This window comes from Streptacidiphilus sp. BW17 (assembly GCF_041262485.1).
Taxonomy (GTDB): Bacteria; Actinomycetota; Actinomycetes; order Streptomycetales; family Streptomycetaceae; genus Streptacidiphilus.
The window spans coordinates 22,034-37,729 of record NZ_JBGCCR010000048.1; the positions used below are offsets into that span (position 1 = coordinate 22,034).

16 protein-coding genes and 2 pseudogenes are annotated in these 15,696 nt (G+C 67.0%); 10 read left to right on the forward strand and 8 right to left on the reverse strand.

The genetic code is table 11. From position 1 onward, the window contains the following. Nucleotides 1–53: 53 nt before the first annotated feature. The 5 genes from ABH940_RS34620 (at nt 54) to ABH940_RS34640 (ending at nt 4,679) form a co-directional block, all read left to right on the forward strand. On the forward strand, nt 54–1,136 hold the full coding sequence (locus ABH940_RS34620; RefSeq protein WP_370067075.1) for a Gfo/Idh/MocA family protein: 1,083 nt from the start codon (nt 54–56) through the stop codon (nt 1,134–1,136). After that, the gene (locus tag ABH940_RS34625) at nt 1,137–2,057 is read left to right on the forward strand and encodes a sugar phosphate isomerase/epimerase family protein (RefSeq protein WP_370067073.1); all 921 of its coding nucleotides are present in this window, start codon (nt 1,137–1,139) and stop codon (nt 2,055–2,057) included. Nucleotides 2,058–2,104: 47 nt separating this feature from the next. Then, nucleotides 2,105–2,857: a sugar phosphate isomerase/epimerase family protein gene (locus ABH940_RS34630; RefSeq protein WP_370067071.1), complete on the forward strand. Its 753-nt coding sequence runs from the start codon at nt 2,105–2,107 to the stop codon at nt 2,855–2,857. Continuing rightward, nucleotides 2,854–3,957 (forward strand): Gfo/Idh/MocA family protein, encoded by a 1,104-nt coding sequence (locus ABH940_RS34635; protein WP_370067069.1) that lies wholly within the window; start codon nt 2,854–2,856, stop codon nt 3,955–3,957. The genes ABH940_RS34630 and ABH940_RS34635 overlap by 4 nt, the downstream gene beginning before the upstream one ends. A gap of 368 nt (nt 3,958–4,325) precedes the next feature. Beyond that, nucleotides 4,326–4,679, forward strand: a complete 354-nt coding sequence (locus ABH940_RS34640; RefSeq protein ID WP_370069642.1) for a DUF3592 domain-containing protein — start codon at nt 4,326–4,328, stop codon at nt 4,677–4,679. A gap of 119 nt (nt 4,680–4,798) precedes the next feature. On the opposite strand, the pseudogene ABH940_RS34645 reads toward ABH940_RS34640, so the two are convergent. The 5 genes and pseudogenes from ABH940_RS34645 to ABH940_RS34665 all read right to left on the reverse strand — a co-directional run. After that, nucleotides 4,799–4,939, reverse strand: a pseudogene (locus tag ABH940_RS34645) (IS5/IS1182 family transposase); the annotation flags it as partial. A gap of 254 nt (nt 4,940–5,193) precedes the next feature. Next, on the reverse strand, nt 5,194–5,562 hold the full coding sequence (locus ABH940_RS34650) for a hypothetical protein (protein WP_370069558.1): 369 nt from the start codon (nt 5,560–5,562) through the stop codon (nt 5,194–5,196). A 157-nt stretch (nt 5,563–5,719) separates the two neighbouring features. Beyond that, nucleotides 5,720–6,106 (reverse strand): hypothetical protein, encoded by a 387-nt coding sequence (locus ABH940_RS34655; protein ID WP_370069556.1) that lies wholly within the window; start codon nt 6,104–6,106, stop codon nt 5,720–5,722. Nucleotides 6,107–6,307: 201 nt separating this feature from the next. Continuing rightward, a complete protein-coding gene (locus ABH940_RS34660) occupies nt 6,308–6,532 on the reverse strand; it encodes a type II toxin-antitoxin system HicA family toxin (protein ID WP_370069554.1) in 225 nt (74 codons plus the stop codon). Next, the gene (locus ABH940_RS34665) at nt 6,529–6,744 is read right to left on the reverse strand and encodes a type II toxin-antitoxin system HicB family antitoxin (protein WP_370069552.1); all 216 of its coding nucleotides are present in this window, start codon (nt 6,742–6,744) and stop codon (nt 6,529–6,531) included. Before ABH940_RS34665 ends, ABH940_RS34660 begins: the two co-directional genes overlap by 4 nt. Nucleotides 6,745–7,806: 1,062 nt before the next feature. Between ABH940_RS34665 and ABH940_RS34670 the strand changes: the two are divergent. Then, nucleotides 7,807–8,600: pseudogene (locus tag ABH940_RS34670) on the forward strand (NUDIX domain-containing protein). Here ABH940_RS34670 and ABH940_RS34675 read toward each other — a convergent pair. Beyond that, nucleotides 8,593–9,723 (reverse strand): XRE family transcriptional regulator, encoded by a 1,131-nt coding sequence (locus ABH940_RS34675; RefSeq protein WP_370069550.1) that lies wholly within the window; start codon nt 9,721–9,723, stop codon nt 8,593–8,595. The pseudogene ABH940_RS34670 and the gene ABH940_RS34675 overlap by 8 nt on opposite strands. Nucleotides 9,724–10,025: 302 nt before the next feature. Between ABH940_RS34675 and ABH940_RS34680 the strand changes: the two genes are divergently transcribed. Genes ABH940_RS34680 through ABH940_RS34695 form a run of 4 tightly spaced genes read left to right on the forward strand, consistent with a single transcriptional unit; the run spans nt 10,026 to nt 13,543 of the window. Beyond that, the gene (locus ABH940_RS34680; RefSeq protein ID WP_370069548.1) at nt 10,026–10,598 is read left to right on the forward strand and encodes a hypothetical protein; all 573 of its coding nucleotides are present in this window, start codon (nt 10,026–10,028) and stop codon (nt 10,596–10,598) included. Further along, a complete protein-coding gene (locus tag ABH940_RS34685) occupies nt 10,595–12,067 on the forward strand; it encodes a replication initiator (RefSeq protein WP_370069546.1) in 1,473 nt (490 codons plus the stop codon). Before ABH940_RS34680 ends, ABH940_RS34685 begins: the two co-directional genes overlap by 4 nt. Continuing rightward, a complete protein-coding gene (locus tag ABH940_RS34690) occupies nt 12,057–12,236 on the forward strand; it encodes a helix-turn-helix domain-containing protein (RefSeq protein ID WP_370069544.1) in 180 nt (59 codons plus the stop codon). The genes ABH940_RS34685 and ABH940_RS34690 overlap by 11 nt, the downstream gene beginning before the upstream one ends. Further along, nucleotides 12,236–13,543: a tyrosine-type recombinase/integrase gene (locus tag ABH940_RS34695; RefSeq protein WP_370069542.1), complete on the forward strand. Its 1,308-nt coding sequence runs from the start codon at nt 12,236–12,238 to the stop codon at nt 13,541–13,543. Before ABH940_RS34690 ends, ABH940_RS34695 begins: the two co-directional genes overlap by 1 nt. A gap of 129 nt (nt 13,544–13,672) precedes the next feature. On the opposite strand, the gene ABH940_RS34700 is transcribed toward ABH940_RS34695, so the two are convergent. Both ABH940_RS34700 and ABH940_RS34705 read right to left on the reverse strand, forming a co-directional pair. After that, nucleotides 13,673–14,269: a hypothetical protein gene (locus tag ABH940_RS34700; RefSeq protein WP_370069540.1), complete on the reverse strand. Its 597-nt coding sequence runs from the start codon at nt 14,267–14,269 to the stop codon at nt 13,673–13,675. Nucleotides 14,270–14,390: 121 nt separating this feature from the next. Then, nucleotides 14,391–15,554: a polymorphic toxin-type HINT domain-containing protein gene (locus ABH940_RS34705; RefSeq protein ID WP_370107089.1), complete on the reverse strand. Its 1,164-nt coding sequence runs from the start codon at nt 15,552–15,554 to the stop codon at nt 14,391–14,393. Between the last annotated feature and the right edge of the window lie 142 nt (nt 15,555–15,696).

Here is a 15,696-nt window from a genome sequence, read left to right on the forward strand (position 1 = left end):
TCAACGTAAATAAGCCTGGCTAGCGTCGACTTCAGCAGAAAAGGAGGGCCGCCGTGCCCCAGCTTCCACTGCGCGCGGCCATCCTCGGCGCAGGCATGATCGGACGCGTCCACCTGGACGCCGCACGCCGGGCCGGGGCCACGGTCGTCGGCATCAGCGCATCCACGCCCGCCAGGGCCACGGCGGCGGCCGAACGGCTAGGGGTAGCCCAGTCCTTCGACTCCGCCGAGGAGTTGGCCACCAGCGACGCCGTCGACGTCGTGCACGTCTGCACACCCAACGACACCCACCGCCCGCTCGCCGAGCTCGCGCTCAAGGCCGGCAAGCACGTGATCTGCGAAAAACCCCTCGGCCGCACCCGGGCAGAGGCGGACGCCCTGGTCGCCGCCGCCGACTCGCGCAGCGGGCAGGTCGCCGCCGTTCCCTTCGTCTACCGCTACCACCCCATGGCGGCGGAGGCCCGGGCTCGGGTGAAGGACGGCCGCGCCGGCAGCGTCAGGCTGCTCCACGGCCACTACCTGCAAGACTGGCTCTCCCTGCCCGCTGACACCAACTGGCGTGTGGACCCTGACATCGGCGGTCCCTCCCGCGCTTTCGCGGACATCGGCTCGCACTGGTGCGACCTGGTCGAATGGGTCACCGGCCACCGCATCACCGAGGTCACCGCGCTGACCCGGACTGTGGCGCGCGACGGCACGAACTGCCGGACCGAGGACGCCGTCCAACTCCTGCTGTGCACGGACCTCGGCGCCATCGGCGCGCTGACGGTCTCCCAGATCTCACCGGGCCGCAAGAACCGCCTCTGGTTCGAGGTGGACGGCGAGCGGACCTCGCTCGCCTTCGACCAGGAGAACCCCGAGTCGCTCTTCGTCGGCAGTCGCGCCGAGAACAGCGTGCCTGCACGTGATCCCGCGCTGCTGTCCCCCTCGGCCGCACGGCTGTCCACCGTCCCCGGCGGACATCCCATGGGCTACCTCGACTGCTTCGCCGCGTTCGTGCGCGACGTCTACGCCGCGGCCCGCGGCGACGGCATACCGGACGCGTTCCCCTCCTTTGACGACGCCGCCCGCATGGTCCGCCTGACCGAGGCGGTCCTGCGTTCGGCCGCGTCCCGCTCCTGGATCGAGGTGCCGTAAGTGAAGCTCGGCTTTCTGACCGCCTGCCTTCCCGAACTCTCCCTGCCCGACATCGCGGCCCGCGCCTCGGCCCTCGGCTATCAGGCCCTGGAAGTCGCCGCCTGGCCGTCCACCGGCTCACGGGAGTTCGAGGCCAGCCACATCGACGTGGCCGACTTCGGCAAGGCCCGGGCCGACGACATCCGCGCCCTGTTCGACCGCCACGGGCTGACGCTGTCCGCCCTGGCCTACTACGAGAACAACCTCCACCCCGACGAGTCCCGACGCGCCGAGATCGCCGCGCACCTGCGGTCCACCGTCGACGCCGCCGCGCTGCTGGGTGTGGAGTGCGTCGGCACCTTCATCGGCCGCGACCCGGGCCGCACCGTCAAGGAGAACCTCGCGCTGGCCGAGCGGCTGCTGCCGCCACTGGTGGAGTACGCCGGCGAACGCGGCGTCAAGATCATGATCGAGAACTGTGTGATGGAGGGCTGGCACCCGGACGGCTACCCGGGCAACCTCGCCTACTCCCCGGAACTATGGGAGTGGATGTTCAGCCTCGGCCTCTACCTCAACTTCGACCCCTCCCACCTGCTCTGGCTGGGTATCGACCCGGTCGAGGCGCTCACCCCCTACCTGGGCCGCATCCCGCACGCGCAGGCCAAGGACGCCCAGCTCAACCCCCGCGCCCGCAACCGCTACGGCGTCTTCGGGCGCACGGTCGAGCGCAACGACGGCTGGGACAGCGGCTGGTGGCGCTACCGGGTCCCCGGCCTGGGCGACGTCGACTGGCGCCGGCTCGTCGACGCCTTCTACGAAGGCGGCTTCACCGGCGTCCTGTCGGTCGAGCACGAGGACGCGGTCTGGAGCGGCAGCACCGAACGCGTCACCCAGGGCCTGCAGATCGCCCACCGCACCCTGCGCCCCCTCATCGTCGTCTGAAACGCGCGCCGGCTGAACCGCATCGCCGCAACGAGAGGACACCACCGATGACCAGCCCCATCAGCGTCCAGCTCTACACGCTGCGCGACCAGATCGCTCAAGACCACGACACGGCCCTGACCCGGCTCGCCGCCATCGGCTACACCGCCGTCGAACCGTTCGACCCGATGAACGACCCCAAGGGCTTCCGCCGCACCGCCGACGACCTCGGACTGACCGTCACCAGTACCCACGCCTACGCCCTGCTCCAGCCGGACGCCGACCAGGACGCGGTCTTCGACGCCGTCGCCACACTCGGCACCGATCTGGTGGTCATCCCCGGCGGCATCGCACCCGAGGAATTCACCAGCCACGACGGCATACGCCGGACCGCAGACCTGCTCAACGGCTTCGCGGTCGACGCCGCCCGGCACGGCATGCGCATCGGCTACCACAACCACTGGTGGGAGCTCGAATCGCGGATCGACGGGCGTCACGCCCTCGAAGCGCTCGCCGACCTGCTCGCGCCCGAGGTCTTCCTGGAGATCGACACCTACTGGGCCGCTGTCGGCGGCGCAGACGTACCCGCGCTGCTGCGCGGCCTCGGGGAACGGGTGCTGGCCCTCCACGTCAAGGACGGCCCCGGCGTCCGGAACGAGCCGAACACCGCCGTCGGCCAAGGCACCATGCCGATCGCAGACTTCCTCGCCGCCGCTCCCACCGCCCAGCGAATCGTCGAACTCGACTCCTGCACGGGCGACGTCTTCGACGCCCTCGCCCAAAGCCATGCCTACCTCGCCCGTCTGGAGCGCACCGCATGAACACCGGCCCAGTCGGCGTCGCCCTGGTCGGCGCGGGCGTCATCAGCGCCCAATACCTGAAGACCCTCGGCGAGTTCCCCGACATCGCCCTGATCGCGGTCGCCGACCTGGACGTCGAACGCGCCCGGTCCGTCGCCCGCAAGTACGACGTCCCCGAGGCAGGCGACGTGGCCTCGGTCCTGGCGATCCCCGAGGTCGAGATCGTCGTCAACCTGACCGTCCCGGCCGCCCACGCCGAGATCGCGAAGGCGGCCCTGACCGCGGGCAAGCACGTCTACGGCGAGAAGCCGCTCGCGCTCGACCCACAGGACGGCGCCGCGATCCTCGCCGACGCGCGAAGTCGCGGCCTGCGGGTGGGCAGCGCCCCGGACACCTTCCTCGGCGCGGGCCTGCAGTCCGCCCAACGGGCCCTGCTCGCGGGCACGATAGGCGAACCCGTCAGCGCGACCGCCGTGATGCAGAGCCCGGGCCCGGACCGCTGGCATCCCAGCCCCGAGTTCCTCTACGGCCACGGCGGCGGACCGCTGTTCGACATGGGCCCCTACTACCTGACCGCCCTCGTCGCCCTCCTCGGCCCCGCCACGCGCGTGGCCGCCACCGCTCGCCGCGCCCGCGACCACCGGGTGATCGGGTCCGGCCCCAGGGCCGGCACCAACTTCCCCGTCGACGTACCCACCCATGTCCACGCGCTACTCGACTTCGCCAGCGGCCCGAGCGCGGCCGCCACCTTCAGCTTCGACTCCCCCCACTCACGGTCACTCCTGGAGATCACCGGCACCCAGGGAACCCTCCAACTCCCCGACCCGAACAGCTTCACCGGCCCGCTGCGCATCCGGCGCTTCGAGGACGACACCTGGCGCGAACTCCCGGTCGAGGGCCCCGTGGCCGGCCGCGGCCTCGGCGTCCTCGACCTGGCCCGCGCACTGCGCACCAACCAGCAGCACCGCGCCTCCGGCGACCTGGCCCAACACGTCCTGGAGACAATGACCGCCGTCGCCGAGTCCGCCGCAACCCACGCAACCGCACACCTACAGCCGAGGAACACCACCATCCCGCCGCTCCCCAGCGACTGGAACCCGACCGCAGCCACACTGACCTGACGGGGCGCCCGCTCCGAGACCCTGCCCGATCTGTTTGCGGCCGAAGCGGCCCGTACCCGGCGTACAGGCCGACTCGTCCGCCTCCTGCATTTATGCAGGTCAGAGTATGTATCTGTTCGGGAAGATTCCTTCGGGGCCAATCCGGGGCCAAAACCGTCCTCACCGAACCGATCTTGCGACCACCCCATGCCCCGCATTCTCACGATCTGCAGTCGCATCGATACGTTTACTGTGTGTCGCCAGGGGCGTCGCTGCCCGCGTTCACGCAGGATCTGCCCAGGTCAACGACCTGCGGGATCCCCGACTGTCCGCATCCGCCCACGTGACGCAGTCAATGATCGCGAGCCGGGCGGACGTTTTGGACTGTACTGCGGGCCAGCGACTCCAAACGGCACCACCAACGAAGCCGCGAAAGGCAAGCAAAGGCGCACGGCGTCCCACACCAGTACGGCGTCGGCGACCAGATCCCCGTCGTCTACGACCCGAACGATCCCTCGAACGTCTCGGCCGTCTCGACCGCGGAGGAGGAGTCAGCGCCGGGCAACTTGCTGGACTTTTCCCTCTTCGGAGCGGCCTTCGTAGTCGTGGGTCTATTGACGCTATTGCGAGGAGTTCCCAAGGAGATGGACAGATGGGCTTACAACCGCGACTACCTTCCCGGGGCACGCCGCCGGCCCTCGTCCCCTGAATCGTCGGGGCACGCCCCGGGGACCACTGACTGACGCACCCGCGTGGAAGGACAGTCGCCAGGGGGTGCAGTGCTCGTTCGCGCCGGAACCGTACCCTCGTCCGGCAGCACCCGAACCAACGGCCTGCGGCCCAGCCGTGTGGCGGGACCGCCGCGGGTCAGCCGATGGACCAGGACGCCGATCATCGCCCAGCGGATCATGGTCTCCGCTCGGGCCCGGCTGGCCTCGTAACCCCGGGCCAGCCGACGGTGAGCGGTCAGCCACGAAAACGTGCGCTCCACCACCCACCGCTTCGACTGGATCCCGCGGCCACACCTTGACCTGGTCGACGTGGCACCGCCGCCACCTAGCACACGCAAGCCATTGCCGCTGCAGGCGACGCGACCACCCTTTCGCGCGAAATCCTGACGAACGCCGCTCAGACTCCAACGCGGCCCCGCTACACTCCGGACCATCGGGCCGCTGAGCAGGAAAAAGCAGAACTCTCACTGGAATACATCACCCTGAAGCCCCTAGCGTCGCAGAAGCCGCGGCTCCCGTCGCGCCGCTACTTCACTCCGCGAAATGGCGCAAAATGGGATGGCGCATCAATCCACTCGCGATCCGCATGCCAGTCACACTGAGTCGCAATCACATAACCCGCACCTGAATTCAAGGAAAAGGCAAAATGCGGCTCAGGCGGGACACCAATGCCAATGGCTTCAAATTCCTCCCGCAGCTCCACTCGATCAATCTTCAGATTTGCCATCTCTGCCGAAATATTCATGTGCTGCACATTAGAGAAAAGAATCTCGATTCGCTCATCGGAGTCAAACCTGGGCTCACTCCGGAGGAGCAATCTGGAGTAGCTGAATCCGTAGGCCCAGACCTTGAACTCTCGATCCCACTCAACCAGACGCACCAGAAAACCGCCCATCGAAAGCAGACTCAGATATATGCCACATGTCCAACAGAATGCAGACCTGCCACCCAGCGGCATCTATTGCGCGGCGGACAGGTCTCCCATCATAGCCGGACTGCCCATCAAGTCGATCTGACCGCTGGGCAGTCCGACTGCAGGTCTCAAGGACCGCTCATCCAGCCGCACGGAGGACATTAAAATCAGGCAGATCAATTGGAACCACCCGACCCCCCTGCCAGAAGGTGATGGAATCCCAAGATCTATTACCCAACCTGACAGACTCGCCGAGGATATTCATTTCCCTCTGAGTGGTAATCCAGGGCTTGCCAACCATGCCTTCTTGATAGAAGTCCTCAAATAGCTGCTGCGGCGTACCTGGCTTTCCAGTTGACATCTTGAAGCCGTCAAGCACGACATTGATTCGGCGATCCGGCTGCTCATTCGCTACAGCTCGCACATTTGCCAGAGCATCTTCCATCGAGTTGTCAAGAAAATGCTCGAAGCCATTAGTTTGCGCAAAGTTGCGAAGATCTCCCTCTTTGCGAATTCCAAGGGCCACTTCACACGTGCTGCTGTTGTGAACCAAGATCGGGACGCCGCCCGCCACAACATAGTACGTGTGATAGGCGAGCCCTACTCACCTGCGTTTTCGCAGGCCACGTACGATGCGGGAGTCCGCCGGCGTCCCCAGAAGTGCTCTGGAGTCCGCTGGTGTTGCCGTCAGCGTTGCCGTCAGAGGTATAGACCTCTGGGGGTGGAATTACTTAAGGAATTTCTCCAACGTCTCCACCGACCAATCGGCCTGGCGGAGGATCGACCGGAGCGTCCCGGCTGCAAGGTCATGATGCAGGGGGACGATGACGGTCCGGCCTTCGGTGCGGTACTTGGCGTGGCTGCCGCGAGTCGAGACGTGCTCGAAGCCGCCGCGCATCAACGCCTTGCCGACCTCGGCCCCGGACAGTCCGTGCGGGACGGCGGGGCTCATGCGACGCGGACCTCAATCGGCGCGGTGATCACGTCGTAGACCTCGGGAGCGGGCTCGTCCTCGAAGTAGAGCTCCAGGGCTTCGCGGAGGTTCCCCATGGCTTCCTCGATGGTGCGGCCCTGGCTGGTGACCTCGACCTGGAGGCATCGGGCGACGTACCACTCACCCTCGTGGGTGATCGCCGCTGTGAGGTGCAAGGCGTGCTGCGTCATGCCGCCAGTCTGGCATGCGGGCCTTCGACCTGTCTGCGCTCGCCGCGTCTGCGCCGGCACTCCGAGCGCGTGCCGATCTTCGGCAGATGCGGGCCTGAGTGGGGTGGTTCCTCCTCGATCGGGCAGCTTTGCCGAACCGGGGTTCTCCCAGGGCCGCCAGGCTCACAGCGTGACCCTTGGGCTTGGCCTGGCGGCCCTGGGAGGTTCTCGGTACGCCTCCGGGGCTCGATCGGGGAGGAACCGCACCGCGCCACCGCCCATAACCCCCTCCCTCCCGCACCCTCTCCCCCTCGGTTCGTCGCTCCTTGAGAAGGGCCGGGGTTTGGGGCGGAGCCCCATGACGTGCACCCTGCTGGCGGCGATGGTCACGGCTGCGGGGCACCACGCCTCGCGGAAACGAGTCCGCCTGTACTGCGTGCCTTCCGCCAGGGCTGTCGCGGTCCCGCCCCGGCCCGACCGGTGCCCTGGACGCACCCCGTACCCGTCCCGGCGGTGGGTGCTTGAAGCAAATCGTTGGTGAGCTCAGCCATGCAGCCCCGGACTGTTGATCCCCCTTGTCCTTCTCTGCCGAGGGGGAGGCCACCGCCGGCGTCGCCCGCACGGGGCGCAGACAGGAGTGCGGGCGGGCGTCGGCGGGTGGCCGACGCCCGCGTAGCAGTGTGAATGTCCAGACCGTGAGGTCGCCGATCAGTTATTCGCTCTGCCCGTGTGTCCGTGGTAGCTGCTGCGGGACTCGTCCCGCGTCGATTTCCTGCTCTCCGCTCCCTGCGGCTGGCGGAGCGCGGACCTGCGGTAGCGACCGGGGAGAGGGCGCCGATCGGGCCGGGGCGGGACCGGGGCAGTCAACGGCGGGAAGGTCAGCAGGGACGGGAGCCCGTAGCGCGCGAGCGGAGCGAGCGCCTTGATTCAGTAGCGAAAATCGTAACCACACCGCAGGTTGGGCACACGCAGGTTGGGCGCAGGTTGGGCAATGGCTCGGATGATCAAGCTCGGCATAGCCGACTGACATTCCCACCGCCTACAGTGGTTCGTACCAGTGATCAGAGCGGGACGTGGAGGGACATGGGCGAGACCACGGCGCGAGTTGAGGACACCATCCGTGGATGGATCAGCGATGGCACGTTGCAGCCTGGCGGGAAGCTGCCCTCTGAGCGCGTGCTCGCTGATGAGCTGTCAGCCGGTAGGACCACCGTCCGCCTGGTCCTCGCCAAGCTGACCGCTGAGGGACTGATTCGCGCAGAGCATGGCCGGGGCTACTTCATCAGCTCCAACGCCGAGGGGGCGTAGTCGTGACCGATCAGGGGGAGCCGCTGGAGTCGTGGAAGATCCATGGAGAGCGGACGGTCTATGACAATCAGTGGGTCAAACTGACCTTGGTGGACGTTGAGCCGCCTGGCGTCGAGCGCTTTGAGCACCACGTCGTGCGGCTGAACCGTGTGGCGATCTCCGCTGTCCTGGACGACGAAGACAGGGTGCTGATGCTGTGGCGCTACCGCTTCGTCCCGGACCAGTGGGGCTGGGAACTCCCCGGCGGCATCGTGGATGCTGGCGAAGACGGCTTGACTGCGGCTCTCCGGGAGATCGAGGAGGAGACCGGCTGGCGGGCCGATGGCCTAGAGCACGTCGTGACCTTTCAGCCCATGGTGGGCATGGTCGACTCCCCGCACGAGATCTTTGTCGGCAAGGGTGCTCGGCTCGTGGGCGAGCCGGAAGGCGGGGAGGAGGCTGGCCGCGTCGCTTGGGTGCCTCTCTCGGAGATCCCCGGCATGATGGCGTCGGGTGAGCTGATGGGGGCGGGAACCCTTGTCGCCTTGCTGCACGTCCTGGCTTCGCGCGCCGGAACCGCCGCTAGATAGAGCGCGTCAACCGCTCGATCCGGGTTCGCTGTCGGACCGAGCCTGTACGTCCGGCCAGCAGTCGAGCCTGTCGCAGATGCTCGGCTGCTTGGTCCATCTCGCCACGCGTGATGTGCGCCTGGGCGAGATCGGCACGCAGTCCTGCGGTCGCCCGAACGAAACTCGGGTCCATCCGGTCGAGTGCCGCGTAGAGATCTCCCACGGCGTCGTCCTCTCCGAGGAGAGCGAGCACGTTCCCTCGCCAGCGGGCGAGATGCGTCCCGTTGAGGAAGATGCTCAGCATGTCCGGGTCCCGCGCCTCATCGCCCGCGGGAAGGACTGAGGCGGCTCGGTCCAGTGCTCGGCGGGCCTCGTCGGGCTTCCCAGCCTTCGCGCAGATCTCCGCTTCGGTCGCATGAAGCCACGCTGCCAGCCTCGGGGAAGTCCGTCCCCTGCCGGTCTCCTGGGCGTCTCGGACGAGTTCGACGGCCAGCTCGGGCCTGCCCGCGTCTGTCAGCACGTATGCCTGCTCAGCGGTTGCGTGCGCCAGGTACATCGGTTCGTTGGACTCCAGCGCTGCCCGCTTCGCCAACTCGTAGTGACGCCAAGCTCGTTCGACGGCACCAACGTCAAGGGCCTGCCATGCCGCCAAGGTGGACGCGCCGGCCAACGCCCGCGCGATCGGCCCTCGGACACCGGGGAGGATTGCGAACGTCAACGCGTCTTCCAGCCGCGTGAGGTGCGCGCCCATCTGGTCAACCAGTCCTGATGCTCCGAGCTGGCGATCGAAGCTGCGCAGCAACTCGGTCTGCTCAAGGAACGTGTCCACCATGCCAACGCTCAGGCTGCGGGACGACTCGATCCGGTTCAGGAGGTCGTCGTAGCCGTCCGCGACCGGCGGGGCCCCGGGGTCCGTGCTGCCGAGCAACTCGGCATCGGTGAGCCCCAGTATGGACCGGAGTATCCCGACGTACTGCCCGGAGATCTGGCGCTTGCCGTTCTCCCACTCGGAGACATAGACCTTCAGGCTCGCTCTCGAAGCCACGTTGATCAGGTGCCGTCGGGCGTACGTCTCGATCTCGTGGATCAGCCGCTCTTGCGACCATCCGCGAGCCTTCCGAGCTTGTCGTAGCTGCTGGGACATGTGGGCACCCCGTGGCAAATCAGTTCGCTGACTGTCAGCAGCATGCATCACCTGATCACGATCCGTCAGGAGTTAACAAAACTGGGTTAACCCCAGCTAGCTACCGGGGGCACCCCTTCCGGAAGTTCCATAGAGGCAGCAGAAGTTGACAACCCATCTGATGCGGTGGGGGTTGACACTGGTGCGCACCAGTTGTTCACTACTGGTACGCACCAGTTGCTACCCGGAAATGCAGTGGGGACGGCACTCCAGCCGCCAAGCCGTCGCCGTCCCCGTCGCCCCTCTTCCAAGGGAGTTCCATCATGCCTGCAACGCTGCCCGTCACGCTTGCCTCCGCTGCCGCGTTCTCCTCGGAGCTGGCGGACCTGACCGAGACCGAGCTGATCGCGGCCATCCACGCCTCAGACTACGAGATGACGGTGAACCCCGACCCGTCCGAGCTGGCCGCCTACGCGGTGCAGGGCCTGCGGTTCCGGGGTCGCCTCGGCATCGCCCAGGACGCCATCCAGCTCCTGAGCTACTGGCTGACCACCGCCCAGCAGGAGCACCACAGCGCCGCCAAGGTGGCCAAGATCCGGGCAGCGCACAGCGAGAGCTTCGACGCCGACCTGATCATCCACATCTCGTTCGTGGTGCAGAGCAAGCGCCGGGAGATCCGCTCGACCCGGACCGGTCACGGCTGCCCGGTCTGCGGCGACTTCCACGGGCAGATCAACCCCGAGTGTGCCGCCGAGTTCGCTTCCCGCTCGTGGCTGTCCTGCCCGGAGTGCGAGGGCACCGGATGGGACTCGACCGGCATGGAGATCTACTGCCGGATCTGCGGCGGCTCGAAGCTGGTCGAGGCCGCTGACCCCGCCGGGGCGGTGGCTGCGTGACCTACGCCCTTCCCGCTGACGAGTCGGAGCGCGCCGCCATCTTGGACCTGGCGCGCCTGGCTCGTCGGGGCGACGTGCCCCGTCAGGTGGAACTGATCCGCCGCACTGGGGGCTGCTCGCACCCGATCCACCTGCAAGGCTTCCGCACCCTGCTGCACGGCCCGACCGGGCAGGTTCTCCACCGGTACGCCACGGACTCCGAGCCGGACGGCCGAATCAAGGTCGCCTGCGGCAACCGCCGGGCCTCGCGCTGCCCCGCCTGCTCGCGCACCTACGCCGCCGACACCTACCACCTGATCCGCGCCGGGCTCATCGGCGACGAGTCCAAGGGCGTCCCCGCCACGGTCCGGGATCACCCGCGCGTCTTCGCCACCCTGACCGCGCCGTCCTTCGGCCCGGTCCACAACCGTCCCGACTCCGGGGCCTGCCGCTGCGGCACCGCCCACCTGACCGGAGACCCGATCCTCGGCACCCCGCTCGACCCTGAGCGCTACGACTACGCCCACGCGGTGCTGTGGAACAACCAAGCCCCGGCCCTGTGGCGGAGGTTCACGATCTGTCTGCGCCGGAAGCTGGCCAAGGCCGCCGGGCTCACACTCAAGGACTTCAACGACGTGGCCCGCGTCAGCTTCGGCAAGGTCGCCGAGTACCAGCGCCGGGGCGCGGTCCACTTCCACGCCGTGATCCGCATCGACGGACCGGACGGTGCCGACAGCCCTCCGCCCGCCTGGGCCACGGTCGCCCTGCTCGATCGCGCGATCCGTGAGGCGGCTCGGGACTCCTACGTGCCGGTCGGCCCGTTCGCCGGTCGCCCGGAGGTCGTGGAGCGCTACGAGACCGTGCCCGCGATCCCCGCCCAACCGTCCCGCGTCATGCGCTGGGGCGAGCAGATCGACGTGCGCCCCATCCAAGCCTTCGGCGACGGCTCCGAGATCACCGAACAGGCTGTCGCCTCGTACGTGGCCAAGTACGCAACCAAGGCCGCCGAGAGCACCGAGAGCGTGGACCGTCGACTGATCGACCGCAGCGAGGTGGAGCGCTACGACGTGCCCGCGCACACGCGGCGCCTGATCGAGACGTGTTGGGACCTGGACGGGGCCTACCCGGAACTGCTGCTCGCGCACTGGTCTCACATGCTCGGCTTCCGGGGTCACTTCTCGTCCAAGTCCCCGAGCTACTCGACCACGCTCGGCGCGCTGCGGCAGACCCGGACGGACTTCCGCGCCGCCCAGGCCCGCGAGGAACTGCGCGAACGACTGCTCGAACAGGGTCTGCCCGACCTGGACGACCTGCCCGACGAAGAGACCTTGGTGCTCGCGCACTGGAGCTTCGCCGGGTCCGGACTCACACCGGGTGAATCCCTGCTCGCCGCCGGGATCGCCCGCGACATCTACGAGAACCGCGTCACCGCCCGCGAAGAACTCGCCTACCTCGAATCGGAAGGAGACATGCCCGACCATGCCCGATGAACTGCTCACCGTTCCGGAGGTGATGACCCGTCTCAAGGTCGGCCGCTCCACGGTCTATGACCTGATCCGCCGCCGCGAACTGTCCTCGATCACCATCGGCCGCGCCCGCCGCATCCACCCGGACGCCCTACGGGCCTACCTCGCCAACCGAACGGAGGCGGCTGCCTGATGCCCACCCCCAGGAAGAATCGCGCCAACGGCGACGGCACCGTCTACCAGCGCAAAGACGGCCGCTGGGAGGCCGCCGGATACGTACTTGCCACGGACGGCACCCGCACCCGCATCCGTGTCTACGGCCGCACCCGCAAGGAAGCCTTCGACAAGCTCACCACCGCCCTCGCAGCCAGCAACGAGGGCATCCCCGTCAGCACGGAGACACTGACGGTCGGCCAGTACCTGACCTACTGGCTCGACTATGTCGCCGCCGACCGGCTGCGCCCCACGACCCACCGCCAGTACACCGTCTGCATCGCGAAGTACATCATCCCGGCCCTCGGCAGCAAGAAGCTCGCCCGGCTCACCACCCGCGACGTGCGGACCTGGCTCGACCGCCTCCGCGTCACCTGCCAGTGCTGCGCCAACGGCACCGACGCCAAACGGCATCCCAACCGCTACTACCCCCACCGCGTCCCCCGCTGCTGCGCCATCGGCCAGTGCTGCGGCAAGCGCCTCGCTCCCCGCACCCTTCAGTACGTTCACGCCGTCCTCGGCTCGGCTCTCCAGCACGCCGTTCGCGAGGAACGCATCACCCGCAACGTCGCCCGCGCGGTCCAGCTCGGACCGATCCGGCCCCGCCGCTTCGAGCCGCTGACCTCCGAAGAGGCCCGACGCTTCCTCAAGACAGCCCGAGACGATCGACTTCACGCCCTGTGGGAGCTCGCCCTGCGCACCGGCATGCGCCGCGGCGAACTCCTCGGCCTCACCTGGTCCGACCTCGACACCCGCGCTCGAACTCTCGACATCCGCCGAACCCTCCAGCACGCCCCCGCCGGCGGCGGCACCGCGCTCTACCCCACCAAGACCCTGGCCTCCGAGCGGCGCATCGCCCTCCCCGACGCCTGCATCACCGCCCTGGCCCAGCACCACCGCGCGCAGCAGGCAGAACGCCGCGCTGCCGGGGCGGACTGGCACGAATCGGGGCTGATCTTCACCACCCCGGACGGGAGTCCCTTGCTGCCGACCTCGGTCACCGCGCACTTCCGGGTGTTGCTCGGCCACGCGGGCGTACGCCGCACCCGGTTTCACGACCTCCGGCACACCTGCGCCACCCTGCTCCTGGAGCAGGGCGTGGAGCTCGTCGTGATCAAGAACCTACTCGGCCACGCGCACATCTCCATTACCGCCGAGATCTACGCACACGTCCGTCTCCGCCTCCAACGCGACGCCATCGAAGCCCTCGGCAACGCGCTCACCGACCCCGACGACGACGGCCCCGAAGACGACGAACCCCCAGCTTGTGGGATCACCGTCCGCTGACGTTGCCGTCAGCGTTGCCGTCAAGCCACCCGCACACGCCACAGCGCCCCGCCAGAAAAACTCTGGCGGGGCGCTGTTCTGTGCAATCTGACGAGAAGCTCTAACTCGATGCTACGTGATGATAGTCGACTATTCTCGCACACCAAAGAGGATCTCTTCACTGCCTAGCTGGGAAATCAACCCAACGGCGGCGTCGCGAGCCGCCTTCTCGCGACGCATAGCAGCTGGATACGCATCTTCAGCCACTTCGCGACAGGCCGCCAGCTTGCCATAGAGCCCTTCAGCCTTCCGATAGCGCTGACTGCCCGCTTCGTCGAAGTGGATGGTAAGACCTTCAATCCTCTCCACCATTGGACCCAACTCGCCGTCCAATCTCCCACCTTCAAGGGCAGAAATTGCGAGATCGCAGAACTGCCGCAGGAGCATCAACTCCTGAGCCTCCGACAGAACTCCAAAGACGATGCGACTTCTCAGCGGCCAACCGGAGAGTGTGATGTATTCATCTTCTGGTGTTCCGCCGTCACCGCTCAGCGCAGGACAAATCCATTGTGTCTGCGAATCACCACGCTGAAAGCTCTCAAGATCGGCAACGAGAAGGTCTTCCACCTCCCCGGCCTCGATCGACTGCGCGCCCGTTGCCTGCAGGCACAGCACAGCATCATCACTGGTCAGGGGCACATAGATGCGCGCCAGAAGGCCGGCTACAAGCGTGCGCTGATCGTTCATGGCGTCGTTCCAATCCTCACCTAGCCACACCTGAGCGGAGCATACATCGGAGAGCTTGCCAGCTCATGCAGTCCAACGCGGGTCGCCTCACAAGCCGAGGCTATGAGGCGACCCGACCACGCTACGGCAACGCTCCACCTGGGCCTATTCGCCCCTGCTGCCACAGGTTGACGCCCTCATGGTAGACCTCCCGCCAGGATTGACCAGTTGGGACAGTATTGGCCCAGTCCTCATAATTCTCCGGCCCACCGACACGCTCGGTCATATAGCGCTCAAGCGTCAAGGCATCGTCCCGAGTATCAAAATTCCGCACGATGGTCATTTGATACTTCCCGCCGTACTGTGCACTCCAGCTCTCGAAATCTCCGAGCGAGTACCTACCAGCAGGATCGTTGGTAATACCCCACTTCAAGATGTCTCCATTCGAGGTGCCATGGATGACATACAGCGAGGTCTGACCCTTGTCCGGATAGTTACCGACAATGGGCTTCGAGGTATTGGGGATATTTCCACTCTTCGCCCCACCAGGAGGGCAGCCAAGCGTGTTGTGGACCAAGATCGGGGTCGATCCGGCCATCACATAGTACGTGTGGAGTTGCTGGACAGTCAGGTTCCAGCGGTTCGCCGCGCCCGGAGTGACCTTCGTGTTGACGACGGTGGGGTGCTGACCCTTGGTGCTGGCGAGCTTGTGGCCGGGCTTGAGGTGGTCTGCGCGGACCCAGGAGTGGGTGGTGTCGTCCCAGAACGGGTGGTTGGCAGTGGTGTGGATGACGGAGGTGCGACCGTGGCCGTCGTTGACGGTGACATCAAGGAGGTCCGTGTCGTGGTTGATCCAGACGTGCTGGACTGAACGAGCGCCCTTTTCCTTGCCAGTGTTCGGGTCGGCCGATTCGACCTTGTCCCCGACCTTGAGGGTGCCGATGGCCTTGGTGGTCCCATTCGCCATGAGGACCGGGGTCTCAGGCGAGAAACTGCACTTCGGCGTGGAACTGCTGACCTCAGTGCCGCCATTGCCCTTGGCGGGGTTGGAGGAGCCGGTGGTGGAGGCGTTGGTGTCGTTGGTGGTAGCGGTGGAGTCGTTGGCCGTGCCGCCCTTGCTGGTGTCCGTGGCTGCGCTGCCGGCGCTGTCGGAGGTTGCTGCCGATCCGCTGCCGGAGCCCTCGGTACTGGTACCACCGCCGCCGCTCGTGTCGGTTCCCGTTTGGTCATGGGAGGCAGGGCCGGCGGTGCTTCCGGTTGTGGTCGGTTCGTCGACTGGGCCCGTGCCTGCTCCGGCGCAGCCCATCTCGAGACAGCCTTCGGCTCCCGTCAGGCCGGCTACGCCGGCTACTTGGGAGTGTCCTGATCTTTGTGGGTGGCCGGGTGTCGGTGACTGTCAGTTCGTCGTGACGCGTTCGCCGTAGTAGCCGGCGAGGCTGTTGATGGCC

What these genes read in the sequence shown, in the direction of transcription:
- ABH940_RS34630 (WP_370067071.1), top strand. Translation starts at nt 2,105, where the DNA reads ATGACCAGCCCCATCAGCGTCCAGCTCTACACGCTGCGCGACCAGATC.
- ABH940_RS34635 (WP_370067069.1), top strand. Translation starts at nt 2,854, where the DNA reads ATGAACACCGGCCCAGTCGGCGTCGCCCTGGTCGGCGCGGGCGTCATC.
- ABH940_RS34650 (WP_370069558.1), bottom strand. Translation starts at nt 5,562, where the DNA reads ATGGGCGGTTTTCTGGTGCGTCTGGTTGAGTGGGATCGAGAGTTCAAG.
- ABH940_RS34660 (WP_370069554.1), bottom strand. Translation starts at nt 6,532, where the DNA reads ATGAGCCCCGCCGTCCCGCACGGACTGTCCGGGGCCGAGGTCGGCAAG.
- ABH940_RS34665 (WP_370069552.1), bottom strand. Translation starts at nt 6,744, where the DNA reads ATGACGCAGCACGCCTTGCACCTCACAGCGGCGATCACCCACGAGGGT.
- ABH940_RS34675 (WP_370069550.1), bottom strand. Translation starts at nt 9,723, where the DNA reads ATGTCCCAGCAGCTACGACAAGCTCGGAAGGCTCGCGGATGGTCGCAA.
- ABH940_RS34680 (WP_370069548.1), top strand. Translation starts at nt 10,026, where the DNA reads ATGCCTGCAACGCTGCCCGTCACGCTTGCCTCCGCTGCCGCGTTCTCC.
- ABH940_RS34690 (WP_370069544.1), top strand. Translation starts at nt 12,057, where the DNA reads ATGCCCGATGAACTGCTCACCGTTCCGGAGGTGATGACCCGTCTCAAG.
- ABH940_RS34695 (WP_370069542.1), top strand. Translation starts at nt 12,236, where the DNA reads ATGCCCACCCCCAGGAAGAATCGCGCCAACGGCGACGGCACCGTCTAC.
- ABH940_RS34700 (WP_370069540.1), bottom strand. Translation starts at nt 14,269, where the DNA reads ATGAACGATCAGCGCACGCTTGTAGCCGGCCTTCTGGCGCGCATCTAT.
- ABH940_RS34705 (WP_370107089.1), bottom strand. Translation starts at nt 15,554, where the DNA reads ATGGGCTGCGCCGGAGCAGGCACGGGCCCAGTCGACGAACCGACCACA.